Source organism: Bradyrhizobium sp. WSM2254 (genome assembly GCF_000472645.1).
GTDB lineage: Bacteria > Pseudomonadota > Alphaproteobacteria > Rhizobiales > Xanthobacteraceae > Bradyrhizobium > Bradyrhizobium niftali.
In genome coordinates, this window is the sequence record NZ_AXAB01000001.1 from 210,872 (window position 1) to 229,655 (window position 18,784).

Below are 18,784 nucleotides of genomic sequence, written 5' to 3' on the forward strand. Positions count from 1 at the left end.
AACACCCCTGGTGTCGTCCCGGCGAACGCCGGGACCCATAACCCCAGGGAGTAGTTGTGGCGCGAACCCGGCAACCACGAGTCTTCGCAAAACCCAATCCTGTGGCTATGGGTCACGGCGTTCGCCGGGACGACACCATTTGTTCGGTACGCACCGCCCCTTCATACTAACGACCAACACGCAATGGATGGGCATTGCCGGGGTTCTTCACTAGTATCCGCGAGATTTCAAAACAGAACACTGCTGGAGCCAACACATGAAATCAGCCCTTCTCGCCGCCGTCGCAGCCTCGGCCCTGTTGCTGGCAGCGCCGGCCTCCGCGCAAGGCGTCAAGATCGGCATCCTCAACGACCAGTCCGGCGTCTATGCCGATTACGGCGGCAAATGGTCGGTCGAAGCCGCCAAGATGGCGATCGAGGACTTTGGCGGCGAGGTGCTCGGCCAGAAGATCGAGCTCGTCACCGCCGACCACCAGAACAAGCCGGATCTGGCGAGCTCGATCGCGCGGCGCTGGTACGACGTCGAGAACGTCGACATGATCACGGAGCTGACGACCTCTTCCGTCGCGCTCGCGATCCACGAGCTCTCCAAGGAAAAGAAGAAGATCGACATCGTGGTGGGCGCCGCGACCTCGCGCCTCACCGGCGATGCCTGCCAGCCCTACGGATTCCACTGGGCCTATGACACGCACGCGCTCGGCGTCGGCACCGGCGGTGCGCTGACCAAGGCCGGCGGCGACACCTGGTTCTTCCTCACCGCGGACTACGCCTTCGGCTACGCGCTGGAGAAGGACACCAGCGAGATCGTCGTGGCCAATGGCGGCAAGGTGGTCGGCTCCGTGCGCGTGCCGCTCAATTCCTCGGACTTCTCCTCCTTCCTGCTGCAGGCGCAGAGCTCCAAGGCGAAGATCGTCGGCCTTGCCAATGCCGGTCTCGACACCACCAACTCGATCAAGCAGGCATCCGAGTTCGGCATCGTCGCCAGCGGCCAGAAGCTCGCCGGCCTCCTGATGACGCTCGCCGAGGTGAACGGCCTCGGCCTGCAGGCCGCGCAAGGCCTGGTGCTGACCGAGGGCTATTACTGGGATCTCAACGACAAGACCCGCAATCTCGGCGAACGCTTCCTCAAGCGCACCGGACGGATGCCGAGCATGATCCACGCCGGCACCTATTCGGCGACGCTCAGCTATCTCAAGGCGGTCAAGGCCGCCGGCACCAAGGATCCGGAAGCCGTCGCCAAGAAGCTGAAGGAGCTGCCTGTTGACGACGACTTCGCGCAAGGCGGCAAGGTGCTCGCGAACGGCCGCATGGTCCACGACATGTATCTGTTCGAGGTCAAGAAGCCCGCGGAGTCGAAGAAGCCCTGGGACTATTACAAGCTGCTCGCCACCGTCCCCGGCGACAAGGCGTTCTTTACCGCCAAGGACAGCGGCTGCCCGCTGACGAAGTGAGGCGGGGACCGCGCCAATAACTCAGTGTCGTCCCGGACAAGCGCAGCGAAGCGGAGCGCAGATCCGGGACCCATAGCCACAGGCCGACATGGCTACGGGGACTCGGAGTTACCAGCTTGCGCCAAACCACTCCCTGTGGTTATGGGTCCCGGATCGGCGCGCGCCTAGGGCGCGCTTGTCCGGGACGACAGCGGAATTTATGGCCGCAGCCCCGACCTCACACTATCCGCAACACCACCGCCCCAATCGCCCCCACCCACAGCGCAATGGCTGCGATGCCCTGGATCAGGAAGCCCGGGCCGCGCTTTGCGGCGGCCTTCGAATAGCCGATGAAATAGACGATGCGGCCGATGATCCAGATCGCGCCGATCCCGGCTGCGACGGCGTCGCTGATGTAGATCGCGAACAGCCAGAGCGAGGGCAGGACAATCGGCATCCATTCCAGCGTGTTCATCTGGATACGGAAGGCGCGCTCGAAATCCGGATGGCCCGACATCGCCGGCACCTTGACGCCGGTCTTGGTGCGCGAGCTTGACACGTTGATGCAGGTGAAGAGGTAAAATGCAATCGCCAGCAGCGTGACGAGGGCGGTGAGGTGATACATCGCTCGCTTCCTTGAAGAGGTCGCGCTTCAATACCCGGTCAGCTCGAGATAGCCAACACCGTCATGCGTGCCGGCAAAGCTGATCGGCCCTTCCCAATAGGAGAAGCCAGTCCCCATCCAGGCCCCTGGATTGAGCGGCTTGCAGGAAATCGAGAACGAGCGCGAGGGGATCGCGATCTGCCACTCCACCGGCAGCTTGCGTCCCGCGACCTCCGCCGTTGCCTTCGGAATCATCTGGATGTCGCTACCCGCGATCATCTGCGTGCTGCCGGTAGCGGTGATCCAGTTGCCGAACGGATAGTCCTTGCCGTCCTTCTGCCGCAGCCGGTACAGCATCAGCTTGTCGCCGGATGCAAGATGCAGCGACAGCCAATCCCAGCCGGTCTGGTCGGCGTCGAGCGGCTGGCTGCTCCACTCGCGGTCCATCCAGGCCTGCCCCGACACATCGACCGGCTTGTCGTCGATGGCGAGCGTGCCGCGCGCGCGGTAGAACGGCTGGCTGTAATAGTAGGAGGCCTGGCCGCGCTCGGACTTGCGGCTGAAGCCGCCATCGCCCTGCAATGCGACCGCACGATCGGCTTCCAACGTGAGCGCATAACTGAAATCGGGGCCGGAGGCCTTCAGCGTCAGCGGCGCCAGTGTGCGATCGTCGGTGCGCTCAAGACCCTTCATCTCCCAATCGTCGATCCACGCCGCGAACGGCTGTGCCGTGACGCCGGCCTGCCCGATCCCGCCGCGCGAAAACAGCTCGTTGAAGCGATGGGTGTCGGCGCGCGTCACCGCCGCATGCGCCATCCAGATTTGCTGATTGGCCCAGCCTTCCCCTTGCGGTCCCGGCTGCGCCGCCTGGCGGAACAGCGTCCATTGCAGGCCGCAAGCCGCGCCTCGGCTATCGACGAGGTTCGCCGTGAGATACCACCACTCGATGCGAAACTCCGGATGCGGTCCGTGATCGGCGGGAAACGTGAACGTCTTCCCCGGCGTGACCTTCGCAAAGCCGTCGGCGGTCTCGCCGAGCCCGGCATAACCCTGCGCGCCGGCGCGGCGCGCAAGAGCGAGCGCGGCAATGCCGCCGGCAAACGCGCGCCGCGAGATCTTGTCAGCGCTCATTGGCAAACACCTTGACGAGGTTTGCCGGCTGCATCCGCGCCAGCCGCGCGACCGGCAGCGCTGCGGCAAGCAGCGAGGCGACCAGCGCGACCGCGACCAGCTCGACGATTTGCAGCGGAAACACATGGAACGGCAGCCGCCAGCCGAACGCCTTCACATTGACGATCGCGATCAGGCACCACGCCACGAGCAGCCCGAGCGGCACGGCCAATAGTGATGTGAACAGCGCTACCGATAGCGTCTTGGTCAATTCGATCGCGGCGAGGCGTGGCCGCGTGATGCCGACCGCCCACAGCGGCGCGAGTTGCGGCAGGCGGGAGTTGGCCAGCGTCAAGAGGCTGGTCAGCAGCGCGATGCCGGCCACACCGAGCGTGAAGGCATTCAGCGCCGATGTCACCGCAAAGGTGCGGTTGAAGATGCGGATCGACTCCGCCTTCACCGTCGCCTGGTCGGCGACGCTGCGGTCGTCGAGCGCAAACTGCTTCTGCAAGGCCGCGATCAGGCCCGGAATCTTGTCTCGTGGGACAATGAGCCCGATCCGCGTCTGCGGCGTCTGCGGGAATTGCCGGATCAGCGCCGCGACATTCACGGCGAGCTGTCCCTTGGGATTGCCGTAATCGGCATAGATGCCGACGATGTCGAGCTCCCAGGTGCCGCCCGGCGCGGGCACCTCGACGACGTCGCCGACGCGAACATTCAGGCGGCGGCTCAGCTGCTCGCTGATGAAGGCGGCATTGCCAGGCACGAGCCGGGTCCAGGCGCGCGGCGCGGTCTCCAGCAGCGGCCAGCGCTCGCGATAGAGTGCGTGATCGGGCAGGCCGAACAGCTCCACCGGCTGGCCCTGAACTTGCGTCTCGGCGCGGCCGCCCGAGAGAATGGCTTGAACCTCGCTGCGCTCCTTCAGCCAGTTCCTGATCGCGACGCCTTGCGCATTGTCGGAGGCGCTGATGTAGACGTCGGCCGCGAGCCGTCCGTTGAGCCAGCCGACAAAAGTGCGGCTGAACGTTTCCACCATGGTGGAGACGCCGACATTGACGGCGAGGGCGAGCAACAACGCCATCAGCGCCAGCGACAGCCCGGAGAGCTGCTGCCGGCTGTCCGCCCAGAACCACAGAGCGAGCGGTCCTCGCGCTGCGCGCTGGCCCACGCGCAGGATGATGTCGAGGAAGGCCGGCAGGATCAGTGCCGCGCCCAGCATCAGCGCCGCCAGCACGCCAAAGCCTGCGATCAGCGACTCGCCATAGTGAAGCAGCAGCAGCGCGACCGCGAACACCATGCACGCCGCAATGCTTTGCAGGATCAGCCAGCGGCGCTGCCTCTGCTGCCAGGCGTACGGCTGCGCCGTGGCCAGCACCGGCATCCGGATCGCCTTGATCAGGCTGGTCGCCGCCGCAACAAGCGCGCCGGCAACGCTGATGCCAATGCCGGCGAGCCACCATTCGGGCCGCAGCGTGAGCTGCCCAGGGATCTGCGCGCCATAAAGCCCGCGCAGCGACGCCGCGACGTCGGGCAACAGCGCAGCCGCGATGAAATAGCCGCAGACGAGCCCGATCAGTCCGGCGAACAGCGCCAGCGCCACCAGCTCGATCACCAGCACCGTATTGACCAGGCGCGCCGAGGCGCCGCAGGCCCGCAACGTGCGCAGCATCGGCAACCGCTGCTCGAAGGCGAGCCCGACGGCCGAGTTGACGATGAAGAGGCCGACGAAGAACGACAACAGGCCGAAGGCGGTGAGGTTGAGATGAAAACTGTCGGTGAGGCGCTCCAGCTCCGTCTCTGCATTCGGCTCGACGCGTTGCAGCCGGTCGCCGACGACGCTCGCCAGCGGCGCGGGCTTGCCCTTCGGCTTGCCGATCAGGAGGCGAGACACCTGGTCCGGCTTGTTCAGCAGCTTCTGCGCGACGCCGATATCTACGACCAGTACGCCGGGCACGAGTTGCGGCTGCACGTGCAGTGGCGGCAGCTTAGCGCCGCTGCTGATCGGCGGCGCCGCGCCTTCCTGCTCCTGCAAATCGCTCAGCGTCTCCTTCGCCACCAGCGTCCGGCCGGGCGGCGCGACGAAGCTGCTCAAATCCGAGGCACCAAGGCGTGGCGCATTGCCGACATCCACCGGCAGCGTGACCGGCTCGATGCCGAGCAGCCGCACCGAGCGTCCGTTGATCTGGACGCGGCCTTCCAGCACCGGCGAGACCGGCCAGCCCGCGCGGCGGAGCTTGACGAACAGGTCTTGCGAAAAGGTCGCGGCATCAGGCGCGACCAGCATCGCCGTGCGCACGCCGCCGAACGTCGCCGCGGCGCGGTCATAGGCATTGCGGGCCTGCTGGTTGATCGCCTGCACGCCGCTCCACAGCGCGGTCGCGGCGATCAGCCCGATCAGAAGCGTCGCGAACTGCATCCGGTGCCGCCGCCAGTGGCTCAGGAGCACCGCGAGGACCCACAGCGCGCGCTTCATGTGATCCGCCCCGCATGCAGAGTGAGGTGGCGGTCGAGCGTAGCGGCCAGATGCAGGCTGTGCGTCACCATCAGGAAGCCGCAGCCGGTGCGCGTGACGAGGTCGCGCGTCAGCGCCAGCACGTCCTCGGCGGTCGCTTCATCCAGATTGCCGGTCGGCTCGTCCGCGAGCAGCAGCGAGGGTTTTGTCGCCAGCGCCCGGCCGATCGCGACGCGCTGCTGCTGGCCGCCGGACAGTTGCTCGGGATAGCGCGTCAGGAGGGTGCCGAGGCCGAGCCGTTCGACCAGCTCCCTGGACCAGGCCGCGTCATGCCGGCCGGCGATCCGCGCCTGGAAAGCCAGATTGTCCGCGACCGACAGGCTCGGGATCAGGTTGTACTGCTGGAACACGAGGCCGATCCGGTCGCGCCGCAAGCTCGCGCGCCCCGCGTCCGACAGCTTGGTGACCTCGGTGTCCTCCAGCCGGATCGAGCCGCCGTCGGCGGCATCGAGCCCGGCGATCAGGTGCAGCAGCGTGCTCTTGCCGCTGCCGGATTCGCCGGTCAGCGCGACGCGTTCGCCGGCCTTGAGGTCAAGGTCGACGCCGCGCAGCACATGGACCGGTTCGGCGGCCGCGGAGAACGTCTTGGAGAGATTTCGGATGCTCAGCACGATGAATGGCGCCGGACGGAATTAACGGAAATGCTGCGTAGCACACCTGCCGCGGAAATGCCGGGGTTGCGTTGCCGTCGAAGCCGTTGTTAGCTCCAACAACGGCCAAATCAAAAAACTGCCAAAAAGACACGGGGAGAACGATGAGCGCTCAGGGAACGCCCATGGTGGCGGGCAAGACGACGACATCCGGGGAAACACCGAAGGGCGCCTGGACGGTCACCTTTCTGCTGTTTCTCTTCATGCTGGTGAACTTCGCCGACAAGATCGTCGTCGGCCTCGCCGGTGTGCCGATCATGGCGGACCTCAAGCTCACTCCGGAGCAGTTCGGCCTGCTCGGCTCCTCGTTCTTCTTCCTGTTCTCGATCTCGGCCATCGTGGTCGGCTTCATCGTCAACAAGGTGCCGACGCGCTGGGTGCTGCTGTCGCTCGCGGTGGTCTGGGCGCTGGCACAGTTTCCGATGGTCGGCACGGTCTCCTTCACCACGCTGCTGATCTGCCGCATCGTGCTGGGCGCCGGCGAAGGCCCGGCGGCTTCGGTGGCGATGCACGCCATCTACAAATGGTTCCCCGACGAGAAGCGCACGCTGCCGACCGCGATCCTGTCGCAAGGCTCGGCCTTCGGCGTCATCCTGGCGGTACCCGCGCTGAACTGGATCATCGTCAATCATTCCTGGCACTATGCCTTCGGCGCGCTCGGCGTCGTCGGCCTGATTTGGGTCGCGGCCTGGCTCGCGCTCGGCAAGGAAGGTCCGCTGGAGGACACGCGAGCCCTTGCCGCCACCGAGGCGAAAATTCCCTATCTTCAGCTTCTCACCTCGCGCACCTTCATCGGCTGCGTCGCGGCGACCTTCGGGGCTTATTGGGCGCTGTCGCTCGGGCTGACCTGGTTCACGGCCTTCATCATCAAGGGCCTCGGCTTCTCGCAGAGCCAGGCCGGCTGGATTTCGACCCTGCCCTGGGTGTTCGGCGCGACCATCGTCATCCTGACGGGCTGGATCTCGCAACTGATGATGGCCCGCGGCTCGACCACGCGCGTCGCCCGCGGCGTGCTCGGCTCGGTCCCGTTGATGGTCGGCGGCCTGATCCTGGCGGCGATGCCGCATGTTCAGGGCGCCGCCCTCCAGCTCGCCTTGCTCGTGGTCGGAACGGGCCTGTGCGGCGCGATCTACGTCGTCTGTCCGCCTATGCTCGGCGAGTTCACGCCGTCGTCGCAGCGCGGCGCGATCCTGGCGATCTACGGCGCGCTCTACACGCTCTCGGGCATCATCGCGCCCGCCGTGATGGGCACCGTGATCCAGCGCGCCGGCAGCATGCTCGACGGCTACATGACCGGCTTCACCATCAACGCCGTGATCATGGTCGGCTCCGGCCTGCTCGGCCTGCTCCTGCTCTGGCCGAACACGGAAAAGGCCAGGCTGACGCGCGGTGCCGCCCCGAAGGCAGCGGCGCTGAAGGGTGTGGTGTCGCCGACGTAAGGTTGGCTGGCGCGCGCTGCCCGCCCCAACCACAACTGTCGTCCCGGCGAAGGCCGGGACCCATAACCACAGGGAGTGGTTTGGGGCGAAGCGGGTAACTCCGAGTCTTCGCAAAACTATTGCTGCGGCGTATGGGTCCCGGCCTTCGCCGGGACGACACTGGGATTGAGGCGCGGGTTTCGCGCCTCAGATAAGGCAACGTCGCGCTAGCTAGCCACTCCCTGCGCGCCACGAATCAGCTTCCCCGGCCGGCGGCCCGTTGCCTCGCCCTGCCGCCGCGTCACCACGCCCGACACGATGGTCGCCTCATAGCCGTCGACGTCCTGCAACAGCCGCCGTCCGCCGACCGGCAGATCGTAATGCACCTTCGGCGGATGCAGATGTAGGCGGTCATAGTCGATCACGTTGACGTCGGCCTTGTAGCCGGGCGCGATCAATCCGCGATCGGTGAGGCCGACCGAGAGCGCGGTCTTGCGTGACTGCACCGCGACCACGAACGGGATCGTGAGCTTCTCGCCGCGCGTGCGGTCGCGCGTCCAGTGCGTCAGCAGATAGGTCGGGAAGCTCGCATCGCAGATGATGCCGCAATGCGCGCCGCCGTCGGACAGGCCCGGCACCGATTGCGGATCGATCAGCATTTCGCGCGTCGCATCGAGATTGCCGTCGGCATAGTTGAGGAACGGCACGTAGAGCATGCCGCGGCCTTCGTCCGACAGCATCGCGTCGTAGGCGAGCTCCTCGGGCCGCCGTCCCTGCTTGCGCGCCTGCGGGCCGAGCGCGTTCTCCGGCGGCTGCTCGTAATCGGGGGGATCGCCGAGCAGGAACATCTTGTCGTAGTTGGGCCGGAAGAACAGCGGATCGTCGGTCGCGGTCGCCGTCTCGCTCAGGATCGCCTGGCGCACCTCGCTCCGATGCAGCCGCGCCAGCCGCTCCTTCAGCGGCAGATGCGCGATGCGCGCGTAGCTCGGATGGGTCTGGAACGGATTGCGCGACAGCTCGAGGCCGAGCAGCAGGCCGACCGGGCGCGCCGCGATCTGCGCGGTGATGGAGAGGCCGCGCTTGGCCGCGGCATTGATCTCGTCCAGCGTCTGGCGCCAGCGCTGCGGCGCCTTGTCGTTCTGCGTGATCGAGAAGGAGATCGGGCACTTCGTGGCATCAGCCACCCGCAGCATCATCGGCAGGTCTTCGTGGATGGTGGAGAGATCGAGCACGAATTGCAGCACGCTGCGGCCCTCGGCATGCATCGCGCCTGCAATCGCGGTGAGCTCGTCCTCGCCGGCCTTCAAGGTCGGCGTGAAGTCGCCGGTCGAGGTGCGGTGATTGAGCGTGCGCGAGGTCGAGAAGCCGAGCGCGCCGGAACGCACCGCCTCGCCCGCGAGCTTGGCCATCGCGGCATTGTCCTCCGCGGTCGAGGGATCACGGCGCGCGCCGCGCTCGCCCATCACATAGACCCGCAGCGCCGCATGCGGCAATTGCGCGCCGACATCGATGTCGAAATCGCGTTTGGACAGCCAGTTCATGTAGTCCGGAAAACTCTCCCAGGCCCAGGGAATGCCGGCGCTCAGCACCGGCTCGGGAATGTCCTCGACGCCTTCCATCAGCTGGATCAGGCGGGTGTGGTCGGCAGGCTTGCATGGCGCAAAGCCGACGCCGCAATTGCCCATGATCGCAGTGGTGACGCCGTTTTGCGACGACGGCGTGATGTCCTGGCTCCAGGTGACCTGCCCGTCGTAATGGGTGTGGACGTCGACGAAGCCCGGCGTCACCAGCTTGCCGCGCGCGTCGATTTCCTCGTTGCCTTTGCCGGAGACCTTCCCGACCTCCGTGATCCTGCCGGCGGTGATGGCGACATCGGCTTCGAACAATTCGCCGCCGCTTCCATCCGCGACGGTGCCGCCGCGGATCACGAGATCAGGATTGGTCATGAGGTTTCTTCCCGGTTTGTTATTGTTACGCACAGTTCTCTCTACTCGTCGTCCCGGCGAAGGCCGGGACCCATAACCACGACCTTTAGTTTGGCGGAGACTGGCAATGACCAACTCGCGCCCACAACTACTTTCGGTGGCTATGGGTCCCGGCCTTCGCCGGGACGACGATTGAGTTTGTGGCGCGGCCGCCGCTCAAGCTACGCCTTCGCAGGCTTCCGTTCCGTGAACGGCGACAGCACCACGGTCGCCACCATGAAGATCACGGACGCCCCGAACACCCAGTGCGGCGCGCTCTGGTCCATGATCCAGCCGAACAGCAGCGGGCTGACGATGCCGCCGAGATTGAAGCCGGTGGAGACGATGCCGAAGGCGCGGCCGGCCGCTCCGGCAGGAGCCGCGTTGCGCACCAGCATGTCCCGCGAGGGCGCGATCACGCCGGAGAGAAAGCCCGCCGCCATCATCGTCGCGGTCAAAGCCCAGCCGGGCAGCGTCACCAGTGCGATCAAGAGCACGATCGCCGCGTTCGCGGCAAAGCAGGCGGCGGCGACATAGCCGTGACGCTCGGTGTGGTCGGCGAGGAAGCCGCCCGCGAGCACGCCCGCGGCGCTGGCGGCGAGGAACGCGGTCAGTGCGACGTTGGCGATCGAATAGGAGGCGCCGTAGCCGCTCATCAGCGCCACCACGCCAAAATTGTTGATGCCGGCGACCGAAAGGCTGAGCATCATGAACAGCGCAGTCAGCGTGATCAGCGCCGGCGTGATCACGGCCTGCTTCGGCGCGGTTTCGTTGCCCGGCTTTTTCTTGTGTGCGCCGGCCTCGGGGATGCCCATGGCCACCAGCAGCAGCGCCACCAGAATGGCGATCGCGCCCGATGCGATCAATGCACCGACGCCGCCGGAGATTGTGACCAGCGCGGCGACGATCGCCGGCGTCACGGCGCCGCCGAGATAGCCGGCAAAGGTGTGGATCGAGAAGGCGCGGCCCATCCGCGCTTCGTCCATGTGCTCGGCGAGGATCGCATAGTCGGCGGGGTGATAGACGCTGTTGGCGAGCCCGAGCAGCACGGCGCAGGCGATCAGCGAGGCGTAGCTCAGATGCAGGCCGAGCAGGATCAGCGCGAGGCCGCCAAGCGTGAGCCCGATCAGCAAGATCCTGCGCGCGCCAAAATGGTCGACGAGATAGCCGGTCGGCGCCTGCGTCAGGCCCGATACGACGGCAAGCGTGGTCAGCGCGAAGCCGAGCTCGACATAGCCGACGCCGAGCCGGTCCTTCAGGAACGGGAACAGCATCGGCAGGACCAGCAGATGGAAATGGCTGACCCAATGCGCGATCGAGATTCCCGTCAGCGTGCGCAGCGCGCTGTCCGCCTTGCCTTGCTGCGGTGCGGCGAGAACGTCGACCATTGCGGTAGTTTCACTCCCTTGGGGAGCGCAAACTATCGGGGACAGCGGTTATTTGTCCATGAACGCAGGCGCATGGCAGATAGTGCGGGCGGGGGTGAAGAACCACAGGGTGTCCCCACATCGTCGTCCCGGCGAAGGCCGGGACCCATAACCACAGGGCGTAGTTTGGCGAAGATTCGTCGTTCGGTATTGCGACCGATCACAATCGAGGGATCACGCGGTATGGGTCCCGGCCTTCGCCGGGACGACGGCGGAGGATTGTGCGCGAGCGTGCAGCCAAACGCACGCCGACCGGCCCCTCACAACGGCTCGTCATCGGGACCGTACCGGTCACGCTTCGGTGTTGCGATGTCGCCGTCTTCGTAATCGTCGTCGTCGAGATCGCGCGGCAGCGGCTTCTTCGCCTTGTTGTCCGCCAGCTTCTCGCTGGCAGTCTTGGGCGGCTCGCTCGGCTTGGCGGTCTTGTTGGCGATCTTGGCCATGGCTGCTCCCGGATGGTGATGCTGCATCCGATCCTAGTCGCAATATGTGGGCAGTGCCCGACTTATCTCAAGACTGGCGCGCCGGGCCGTCAGTGCACCACCGGCCCGCCCGCCTTCTTCCAGGCATCGATGCCGCCGGCGATATGGGCGGTATTGGCGAGGCCTGCTTCCTTTGCCGCCGCGACGGCCATCGCCGAGCGTTCGCCGAAGGCGCAGAAGAACACGACGCGGCGGCCGGTGGCGGCCGCGACCTCGCGCAGCATGCCGCCGGGCTTCAGGCTCTCCTCGACGGACGGATAGGGCGTGTGCAGCGCGCCTTCGAGCATGCCGTGCTTGGCGCGCTCGTTGGTCTCGCGCAGATCGACCAGCAGGATGTCGGGCCGGCCGAGGATGCGGATCGCCTCGCCAGCGCTCAGCGCGCGGCCCTCCTTCTCCAGCTCCTCCTGATGCAGGCCGACGCGCATGTTGGCGGGCACCGCCACGTCCATCATCTTCGGATTGGGCAGCTTCAGGTTCGCCATCAGCTCGATATATTCGTCGACCGAGCGCACCTGGAGCCGCGGATTGTAGCGCTTCTCCTCGCCGATGGTGGAGACGGTGTCGCCCTTGTAGTCATGCGCCGGGAACACCATCGTCTCGTCCGGCAGCTTGAGCAGGCGGTTGAAGATCGAATCGTACTGTGCGCGCGAGGAGCCGTTCTGGAAATCGGTGCGGCCGGTGCCGCGGATCAGCAGCGTGTCGCCGGTGAAGACGCGGTCGCCCATCAGGTAGGAATAGGAATCGTCGGTGTGGCCGGGCGTGTACATCACGTCGAGCGACAGCCCCTCGATCGTCACCTTGTCGCCGTCGGCGACCCGCATCGCCACCACGTCGGCCTTGGTCTGGTCGCCCATCACGGTCATGCAATGGGTGCGGTCGCGCAGCTCGCCGAGCCCGGTGACGTGGTCGGCATGAAGGTGGGTGTCGACCGCCTTGACCAGCTTGAGGTCGAGCTCGCGCAGCAATTGGCAATAGCGGTCAACCTTCTCCAGCACGGGATCGAGGATCAGCGCCTCGCCGCCGGGGCGGCTGGCAAGGACGTAGCTGTAGGTACCCGAAACACTGTCGAAGAGTTGGCGGAAGATCATGGCAAGACCCCGGCGTGGAGCTGATTGCAAATTCTACTACGGTTCGGGGCGAAAAGAGAAGTAATCCACTGTGAGTATGAGAAAATTTAGAAAATTCATATTGCGAGGTAATCGACCCTCGGCTGCCCGCCGCATACTCCCTGTCATCGCCCGCGAAGGCGGGCGATCCAGTATTCCGAGACGGCGAGGGGGACGGAGAAGCCGCGGCGTACTGGATTCCCCGCCTGCGCGGGGAATGACGGCGAGCGTGCCGCGACGACGCGCCGCGAACTCAGGACTCGTTTCCTCGCCTGTCCTGGACGACGGGGGAAGGGTGTTGCGAGCGCCCTACGGCCGCACCACCGTGTACCCATTCTCCGCCAGGAACAGGATCTGCCCGACCCCGACCTGCACCGGGGTGGCGGCGGGGATGAACTCGGGCCGCTTGCCCGTCTCCCGCTCGATCGTGTCGACGGTGTTGAGACAGATGTCGAAGCGCACGCCTTGCGCGATCAGGCTCTCGACCTGCTTGCGGCGTTCGCTGCCCGGCAGCAGCAGGTCGATGCCGGGGCCGAACGCCACCACCTCGATCGCGACCTTGTCGGGGTCGTAGGCCTTCAGCAGATTGTTGGCGACGCTCAGCACCAGCGCCTGCTTCCTGGCATCGCCGTCGGAGAGCTGGAGCACGATCCTGTGCTCGGCGAACGGCTTGTCCTGAAGCGGCACCTGCTGCGCCAGAGCCGGCGGCGTCGCGGTCCAGGCGAGCAGCGCCAGCATCAGCGCGCGAAACATTTGCAAGCGCGTCATCCCTGTCCTGCAATCCCGGGATTGTCCTCGACGCCCTTCAGCGTGACGCCGGAGCCGAGCCGTTCCTGAAGCATCCGGCCCGAGCGCAGATATCTGGCCACCACGTCCCACACCGGCGCGCCCTGCTGGCCGTTGACCGAGGCCCAGCCCGCGACCTTGTAGCGGTGGTCGGCGCTGATCGCCTTGCCGTTGTTGAGCTTCAGCTCCGAGATGCGGCCGCCGATCGCGCCCGCCGGCGTGCAGGTGTAGCTGAGGCCGCCGGCGCGCACCATGTCGCCGCCCTGCTGGTAGTAGGGATCGGCGTTGAAGAGATTGTCGCAAATGTCTTCGAGCACGTCCTTGATCTGCGCGCCGGTCATCTCCTGCACATAGGTCTCGGGATAGCTGATCGCGGTTTCCGCGAGCACATCCTCCATGGTCAGCGCCTGGCCGGACAGCGCGGTGACGCCCCAGCGGAAGCCCGGCGACAATGCGATCTCGGCATCGAGCTCGGTGCGCAGCGCCGAGCAGATCAGCTCGTCGACTGGTCCGGTGAAATTGCCGCGGCGATAGAGCAGCCGGTCGGGCGTTGCGATCTTCTCCGACCAGTCGGCCACGTGCGGCGCACGAACCCGGCCGATCAGCTCGGCCATCGCAGGATCAGGCTTCAGCAGCTCGGAATAGACCGGGAGCAGATGATATTTGACGTCGCTGACCTTGCCCTTGTCGAGCGCGAGATCGAGCACGCCCAGGAATTTCCCGTTGGAGCCGGCATTGGTGACGAGCGTCGTGCCGCTGGCGTTCTTTACGGGAATCGGCTGCGGCACGGCATCATGGGTGTGGCCGCCGAGGATGACGTCGATGCCGGTGACGCGGCTTGCGAGCTTGAGGTCGACGTCCATGCCGTTGTGCGAAAGCAGGATGACGGCATCGACCTTCTCGGCGTTGCGCAAGGCATCGACATGCTTCTGAAGCTCTTCCTCGCGGATGCCAAAGGTCCAGTCCGGCGTGAACCGTTTTGGATGCGCGATCGGCACGTAAGGGAAGGCCTGGCCGACGATCGCGACGCGGTGACCGCCGAGCTCCTTGATGACGGAGGGCTTGAAGACGCGCCCTGTGGCCTTGTCGAAGGCGGAGGCGTCGTTGAACGCGGCTTCCTCGGTCAGGAATACGTTCTGCGCCAGGAAATCGCCCTTGAAGCGTTCGAGATTGTCGCGTAGCGCCTGCTCGCCATAGGTGAATTCCCAATGCCCGGTCATCGCCTCGATGCCGAGCAGATTGGCGACCTCGACCATGTCGCGGCCCTGCATGACGTTGGCGAGTCCCGTGCCCTGCCAGAGGTCGCCGCCATCGACGAGCAGCGAGTGGTTTTCGCCGACGTCGCCGCGCAAGCGGTCGATCAGCGTCTTGAGATGAGCAAAGCCGCCGAGCTTGCCGAAGCGGCCCGCGGATTTCTCGAACTCGAAGCAGGTGAAGGCGTAGGCATCGGCGCTGTCGGGCCGGATGTTGAAGCGCTCCAGGAAGGCCCGCCCGACCAGATGCGGCGGCCGCCCCGCCATCTCGCCGATGCCGATATTGACGCTCGGCTCGCGGAAATACACCGGGTTGAGCTGCGCATGCGTATCGGTGATGTGCAGGATCCGCGCACGGCCGAAACGCTCGATGTCGTAGATGCTCGCCGCTTCAGTGCCGCGCGCGAGCCGCGGCAGGCTGAGCGATGCCGCTGCAACGCCTGCACTCTTCAGGAAATCACGGCGGCGGATCGCCATCCAGAATCCTCCGCGCCTCATCGGCAGTTCAGTTGAGGTCCAGTCTAGCGGATTTCCATCGCCTTCCAGGCGTCTTTTTCGGACGTGGCCTGGAAGATCGACGCCTTCGCCAGCGCCTCGGCCTCCTGGGCCGCGGCCACGGCGCGGTCGAAATCGCCGCCGTCGGCCGCCTTCTTCGCCGCCGCCAGCGTCGAGACGGTCACGGTCCACTGATTGCGCATGCCGGCTGCCTCCTTGGAGGCGGCTTCGGCGGCGGCATAGGCCGCCTTGTAATCCGCCTCATTTGCCGCGCGCGCCGCTGGCGCGAGGCTAAGGGCGAGCAGCATGGTGAGAGGAAGTGACCGCTTCATGGCCGCGCTCCCGGCCCTGATATCGGCAGGCCATTGGCGACGTAGGAGAGGAAATATTCGACGTCGCGATATTCATCCGCCTGCGGCTCCAGCGGAACCGCCCGGGTCTGGCTGTTGCAGGTGACGAAGCGGCGGCTGGTCGTGCCCATGCCGCTCCATTCGGAGCGGTAGATCGGCATCGCGTTCAGAATGCCGAGCGCCGGCGCCAGGATCTCGGCGCGGATGCGCTCCCCCGGGCTCTGCACATGGCAGCTCGCGCAGGAGAAATTCATCTGGCCGCGCCTTGTGTAGAAATAGCGCTTGCCGTTCTCGAACGCGGCGAGCGCGCGGGGATCGTCGGGGATCTTGATGTCCATCGGCTTGCCGCGCGAGGTGAAGGCCATATAGGCGGTCAGCGAGGCCATCTCGTCCTTGACGTAGGAATACGGCGCTTCGCCATTGGCCTCGCGGCAGCGGTTGAGCGCGAGCTCCAGCGTGACGACCTTGCCTTCCCCAGTGTCGAAGTAAGGATAGTTCTGGCGGATGCCGATGCCGCCATTCGGAAAGCAGTCGGCATAGGTCTTGCCGTTCTTGAACGGGGTGGCGAACATTTCCTTGCCGGCGTCGAGCGCGAACTCGTAAGGCGGGAATTCTTCCTTCTCCTGCCACTGCCGCTTCATGTCCTCGTTCATGGAATAAGGACCGTTGACGAAATCCTCGTGCTTCACATCGGGAAATTTCTGGAAGTAGAAATTCTGGAACGCCTTTGCGTCGGCAACGGGATCGACCTTGTCGGCCGCGATTACACGTGGAGAGGTGAGGGCGAACGCGACAAGCGCGGCGCCCAACGCGCCAAGCAGGAGGGCAGACCGGGCCTTCATCACGCGATCTTCGCGGTCGTCGTGTCCGACCCGCCCTTGTTGTCGGTCCAGGAGATCTTGAGGTCGTCGCCCTTCTTGGCGCCCTTGAAGCTGAACTTGACGTAGGGGTCCTTGGAGACCGCGGTGCCCCAATCGGCGACGAAGACGTCCTTGCCGTTACATTCGAACTTCAACTGCTGGATGAAATGCGCGGGGATCACCTCGCCCTTGGCGTCCTTGACCAGGCCGGTGTCCATGGGGTGCTGGATCAGCGCCTGCACCTCGGTGATGTCGCCGTTGGATGTTGCGCGGACGCGAATGCTGGATGCCATGTCGATCTCCCTAGCCGCCGCAGCCGCCGACGGTGACTTTGACTTCCTTGGTCGCGCTGTAGAGCTTGCCGTCGGCTTCCACGATCGCGGTCACGTTGGTGGTCTTGGCCATCTTCAGCCGGTTGGCGACAGCAGGCAGCGTGCCATCGGGAATCCTGTAGGACGCCGCGAGCGCGTTCGGGTTCTCGGCCACGAAGAACGAGATCGAGGTCACCTTGTCCAGCGTCGTCGTCACCGAGATCGGCACCACGCCGCCATTCTCGGCGATCTCCGGCGCATCCAGCTTGACCTTGTCGGAGGGCTCGGCGGTTTTGCCGTAGAGCGCCTTGATCGCGTCCGCTTCGTTCTTCAGCTTGAACGCCTCTTCCGGATATTTGTCGTTGGCCGCGGCGTGCGCGGGCGCCGCGCCGAACGGCAGGTTGCCGAGGCCGAGCAGCGCGACGCCGGCCGCGCCCTGAAGGATCAGGCGCCGCGTCGGATGAGGGCCGGTGGTCGTGGTCATCTGAGCTCTCCTGGCGTGCCTGAAGTCACAGGGTTTGCAGGAAATCAACGATCGCGCTGATCTCCTGGTCGGTCAAAATCCGGTTCCGGCCGAACGGCGGCATCATGGTCTGTGGATTGCGCTTGGTCTCGTCGAAGATGATCGCGACCAGCTCGTTGCGATCGGGGTATTTTGCCTTGAGGTCCTTCAGCTCCGGGCCGATCGTTCCCGGCAGGTCGCCGCCCTTGATGACGTGGCAGGTCAGGCAATTGCCCTTGCCGCGGTCGAAGGCGAGCTTCCGGCCCTCGGCCACGGCGGATTGCGCCTGCGCCGGGCTGGCGAGGCCGGCGGCGAAGGCCAGCAGGAAGAGCAGGGCAGGCGTCCGGGAAAAGGCGGTCAAGGCGTCATTCCGAGGCGTTGTGGCGATGGTCTCGATCGCGGAAATAGCAGCGTTCCAAAGCACAAAGGGCATCGCCTGACAATCAAGACTATGCACGCGGCAAAATGGAGTTAATATCTTCCGCATTGCAACCAAAGAGATTATTTGTTCGGCCGATTTGGCCCCGAGAGTAAGGTCTGTGGGTGCGGGCCGGCTGTTTCGAGGGCGTTTGGGCGCTCATCCCGTTTTCATCGTGTTCTCGTTTTTTCAAGGGGACCTCATTTGGCTGAATATGTCGTCGAATTTGGCAAGGACGGCGGACGGGTCGAGTCCGATGGGCGGCTCGATGCGCCGGCATTCCATCGCAATCACGAGCCGCTCTGGGCGGCCCTGGAAAAGCATCTTGCCGGGTGTTCCGGCAACGTGGTCGAGGTCGGCAGCGGAACCGGCCAGCACGTGGTCCATTTCGCCCGCCATACGCCCGATCTCGTCTGGTGGCCGAGCGACCTCAACCAGCGGCACGTGAAGAGCATCGAGGCCTGGCGCGTCCATTCGGGCCTGCCAAACATCCGCTCGCCGTTGCGGATCGATCTCTCCGATCCCGGCTGGTGTCCGGAGATGCGAAGCGGGCGGGGGCCGACCAACCTCGCCGCCGTGTTCTGCGCCAACGTCATCCATATCGCGCCATGGACCGTGGCCGAGGGTCTGTTCGCCGGCGCCGGCCGCTATCTGCGCGGCGACGGCAAGCTGTTCCTCTACGGCCCGTTCAAGCGCGACGGCAAGCACACCGCGCTCAGCAACGCCGTGTTCGACACCTCCTTGCGCGAAGGCAATCCCGACTGGGGCGTGCGCGACATCGGCGATGTCGAGACGCTGGCGAAAGGCGCAGGCCTTGGCCTGATCGATACGATCGAGATGCCTGCGAACAATCTCACGCTGGTGTTTTCGCGCTAAGTTGAGCTCGATGAGATCCGGACTATAGCCGGGAAAAAGGTGCGCTCCCTCCCCCCTTGCGGGGGAGGGCGGGGGAGAGGGGTAGCCCAGGAAACGGTCTATCCATCTGCAACTGTACTGCGCGCGCAAATCGAGAGAGTCCCCGTGTGAAACCCCTCTCCCTGCCCCTCCCCCGCAAGGGGGAGGGAATGAGAGAGCGGTGCCCGCCTCACGTGGTGATGGTGAGAGTTC

General features: G+C 65.5%; 18 protein-coding genes. 3 read left to right on the plus strand and 15 right to left on the minus strand.

Features of this window, described 5'->3' with window-relative positions; translation table 11 throughout:
• The first annotated feature begins 256 nt into the window (after positions 1–256).
• On the plus strand, positions 257–1,450 hold the full coding sequence (locus A3M7_RS0100935) for an ABC transporter substrate-binding protein (protein WP_027542224.1): 1,194 nt from the start codon (positions 257–259) through the stop codon (positions 1,448–1,450).
• 217 nt (positions 1,451–1,667) lie between these two features.
• Here the strand turns inward: A3M7_RS0100935 and A3M7_RS0100940 are convergent, their stop codons facing one another.
• Genes A3M7_RS0100940 through A3M7_RS0100955 form a run of 4 tightly spaced genes read right to left on the minus strand, consistent with a single transcriptional unit; the run spans position 1,668 to position 6,266 of the window.
• Positions 1,668–2,054 carry an MAPEG family protein gene (locus tag A3M7_RS0100940; RefSeq protein WP_027542225.1) on the minus strand — a complete coding sequence of 129 codons (387 nt, stop codon included), beginning with the start codon at positions 2,052–2,054 and terminating at the stop codon, positions 1,668–1,670.
• A gap of 27 nt (positions 2,055–2,081) precedes the next feature.
• A complete protein-coding gene (locus A3M7_RS0100945; RefSeq protein ID WP_027542226.1) occupies positions 2,082–3,164 on the minus strand; it encodes a lipocalin-like domain-containing protein in 1,083 nt (360 codons plus the stop codon).
• Entirely contained in the window at positions 3,154–5,616 is a 2,463-nt protein-coding gene (locus A3M7_RS0100950) for an FtsX-like permease family protein (protein ID WP_027542227.1), read from the minus strand. Before A3M7_RS0100950 ends, A3M7_RS0100945 begins: the two co-directional genes overlap by 11 nt.
• Positions 5,613–6,266: an ABC transporter ATP-binding protein gene (locus A3M7_RS0100955; RefSeq protein ID WP_027542228.1), complete on the minus strand. Its 654-nt coding sequence runs from the start codon at positions 6,264–6,266 to the stop codon at positions 5,613–5,615. The genes A3M7_RS0100950 and A3M7_RS0100955 overlap by 4 nt, the downstream gene beginning before the upstream one ends.
• 143 nt (positions 6,267–6,409) lie before the next feature.
• Here A3M7_RS0100955 and A3M7_RS0100960 point away from each other — a divergent pair, with 143 nt between their 5' ends.
• A complete protein-coding gene (locus tag A3M7_RS0100960; protein ID WP_027542229.1) occupies positions 6,410–7,744 on the plus strand; it encodes an MFS transporter in 1,335 nt (444 codons plus the stop codon).
• Positions 7,745–7,950: 206 nt separating this feature from the next.
• On the opposite strand, the gene A3M7_RS0100965 is transcribed toward A3M7_RS0100960, so the two are convergent.
• From A3M7_RS0100965 to soxX, 11 genes are all read right to left on the minus strand, one after another.
• Positions 7,951–9,669, minus strand: a complete 1,719-nt coding sequence (locus A3M7_RS0100965) for an amidohydrolase family protein (protein ID WP_027542230.1) — start codon at positions 9,667–9,669, stop codon at positions 7,951–7,953.
• A gap of 200 nt (positions 9,670–9,869) precedes the next feature.
• Positions 9,870–11,075: an MFS transporter gene (locus tag A3M7_RS0100970; RefSeq protein ID WP_027542231.1), complete on the minus strand. Its 1,206-nt coding sequence runs from the start codon at positions 11,073–11,075 to the stop codon at positions 9,870–9,872.
• Between the two features lie 299 nt (positions 11,076–11,374).
• On the minus strand, positions 11,375–11,557 hold the full coding sequence (locus tag A3M7_RS0100975) for a hypothetical protein (protein WP_027542232.1): 183 nt from the start codon (positions 11,555–11,557) through the stop codon (positions 11,375–11,377).
• Positions 11,558–11,646: 89 nt separating this feature from the next.
• Positions 11,647–12,684: an MBL fold metallo-hydrolase gene (locus tag A3M7_RS0100980; RefSeq protein ID WP_027542233.1), complete on the minus strand. Its 1,038-nt coding sequence runs from the start codon at positions 12,682–12,684 to the stop codon at positions 11,647–11,649.
• 327 nt (positions 12,685–13,011) lie between these two features.
• A complete protein-coding gene (locus A3M7_RS0100985) occupies positions 13,012–13,470 on the minus strand; it encodes a hypothetical protein (RefSeq protein WP_027542234.1) in 459 nt (152 codons plus the stop codon).
• Positions 13,467–15,218, minus strand: coding sequence for a thiosulfohydrolase SoxB (gene soxB / locus A3M7_RS0100990; RefSeq protein WP_027542235.1), 1,752 nt, complete (start codon positions 15,216–15,218; stop codon positions 13,467–13,469). Before soxB ends, A3M7_RS0100985 begins: the two co-directional genes overlap by 4 nt.
• A 44-nt stretch (positions 15,219–15,262) precedes the next feature.
• Complete coding sequence (locus tag A3M7_RS0100995; protein ID WP_027542236.1) at positions 15,263–15,568, minus strand: hypothetical protein; 306 nt, start codon at positions 15,566–15,568, stop codon at positions 15,263–15,265.
• On the minus strand, positions 15,565–16,428 hold the full coding sequence (gene soxA / locus A3M7_RS0101000; RefSeq protein WP_027542237.1) for a sulfur oxidation c-type cytochrome SoxA: 864 nt from the start codon (positions 16,426–16,428) through the stop codon (positions 15,565–15,567). The genes A3M7_RS0100995 and soxA overlap by 4 nt, the downstream gene beginning before the upstream one ends.
• Positions 16,428–16,739: a thiosulfate oxidation carrier complex protein SoxZ gene (soxZ, locus tag A3M7_RS0101005; protein WP_027542238.1), complete on the minus strand. Its 312-nt coding sequence runs from the start codon at positions 16,737–16,739 to the stop codon at positions 16,428–16,430. Before soxZ ends, soxA begins: the two co-directional genes overlap by 1 nt.
• 10 nt (positions 16,740–16,749) lie before the next feature.
• Positions 16,750–17,241, minus strand: coding sequence for a thiosulfate oxidation carrier protein SoxY (gene soxY / locus A3M7_RS0101010; RefSeq protein WP_027542239.1), 492 nt, complete (start codon positions 17,239–17,241; stop codon positions 16,750–16,752).
• A gap of 25 nt (positions 17,242–17,266) precedes the next feature.
• Positions 17,267–17,620 carry a sulfur oxidation c-type cytochrome SoxX gene (soxX, locus tag A3M7_RS0101015; RefSeq protein WP_027542240.1) on the minus strand — a complete coding sequence of 118 codons (354 nt, stop codon included), beginning with the start codon at positions 17,618–17,620 and terminating at the stop codon, positions 17,267–17,269.
• 261 nt (positions 17,621–17,881) lie between these two features.
• Here soxX and A3M7_RS0101020 point away from each other — a divergent pair, with 261 nt between their 5' ends.
• Positions 17,882–18,553 (plus strand): DUF938 domain-containing protein, encoded by a 672-nt coding sequence (locus tag A3M7_RS0101020; protein ID WP_027542241.1) that lies wholly within the window; start codon positions 17,882–17,884, stop codon positions 18,551–18,553.
• Positions 18,554–18,784: the final 231 nt, after the last annotated feature.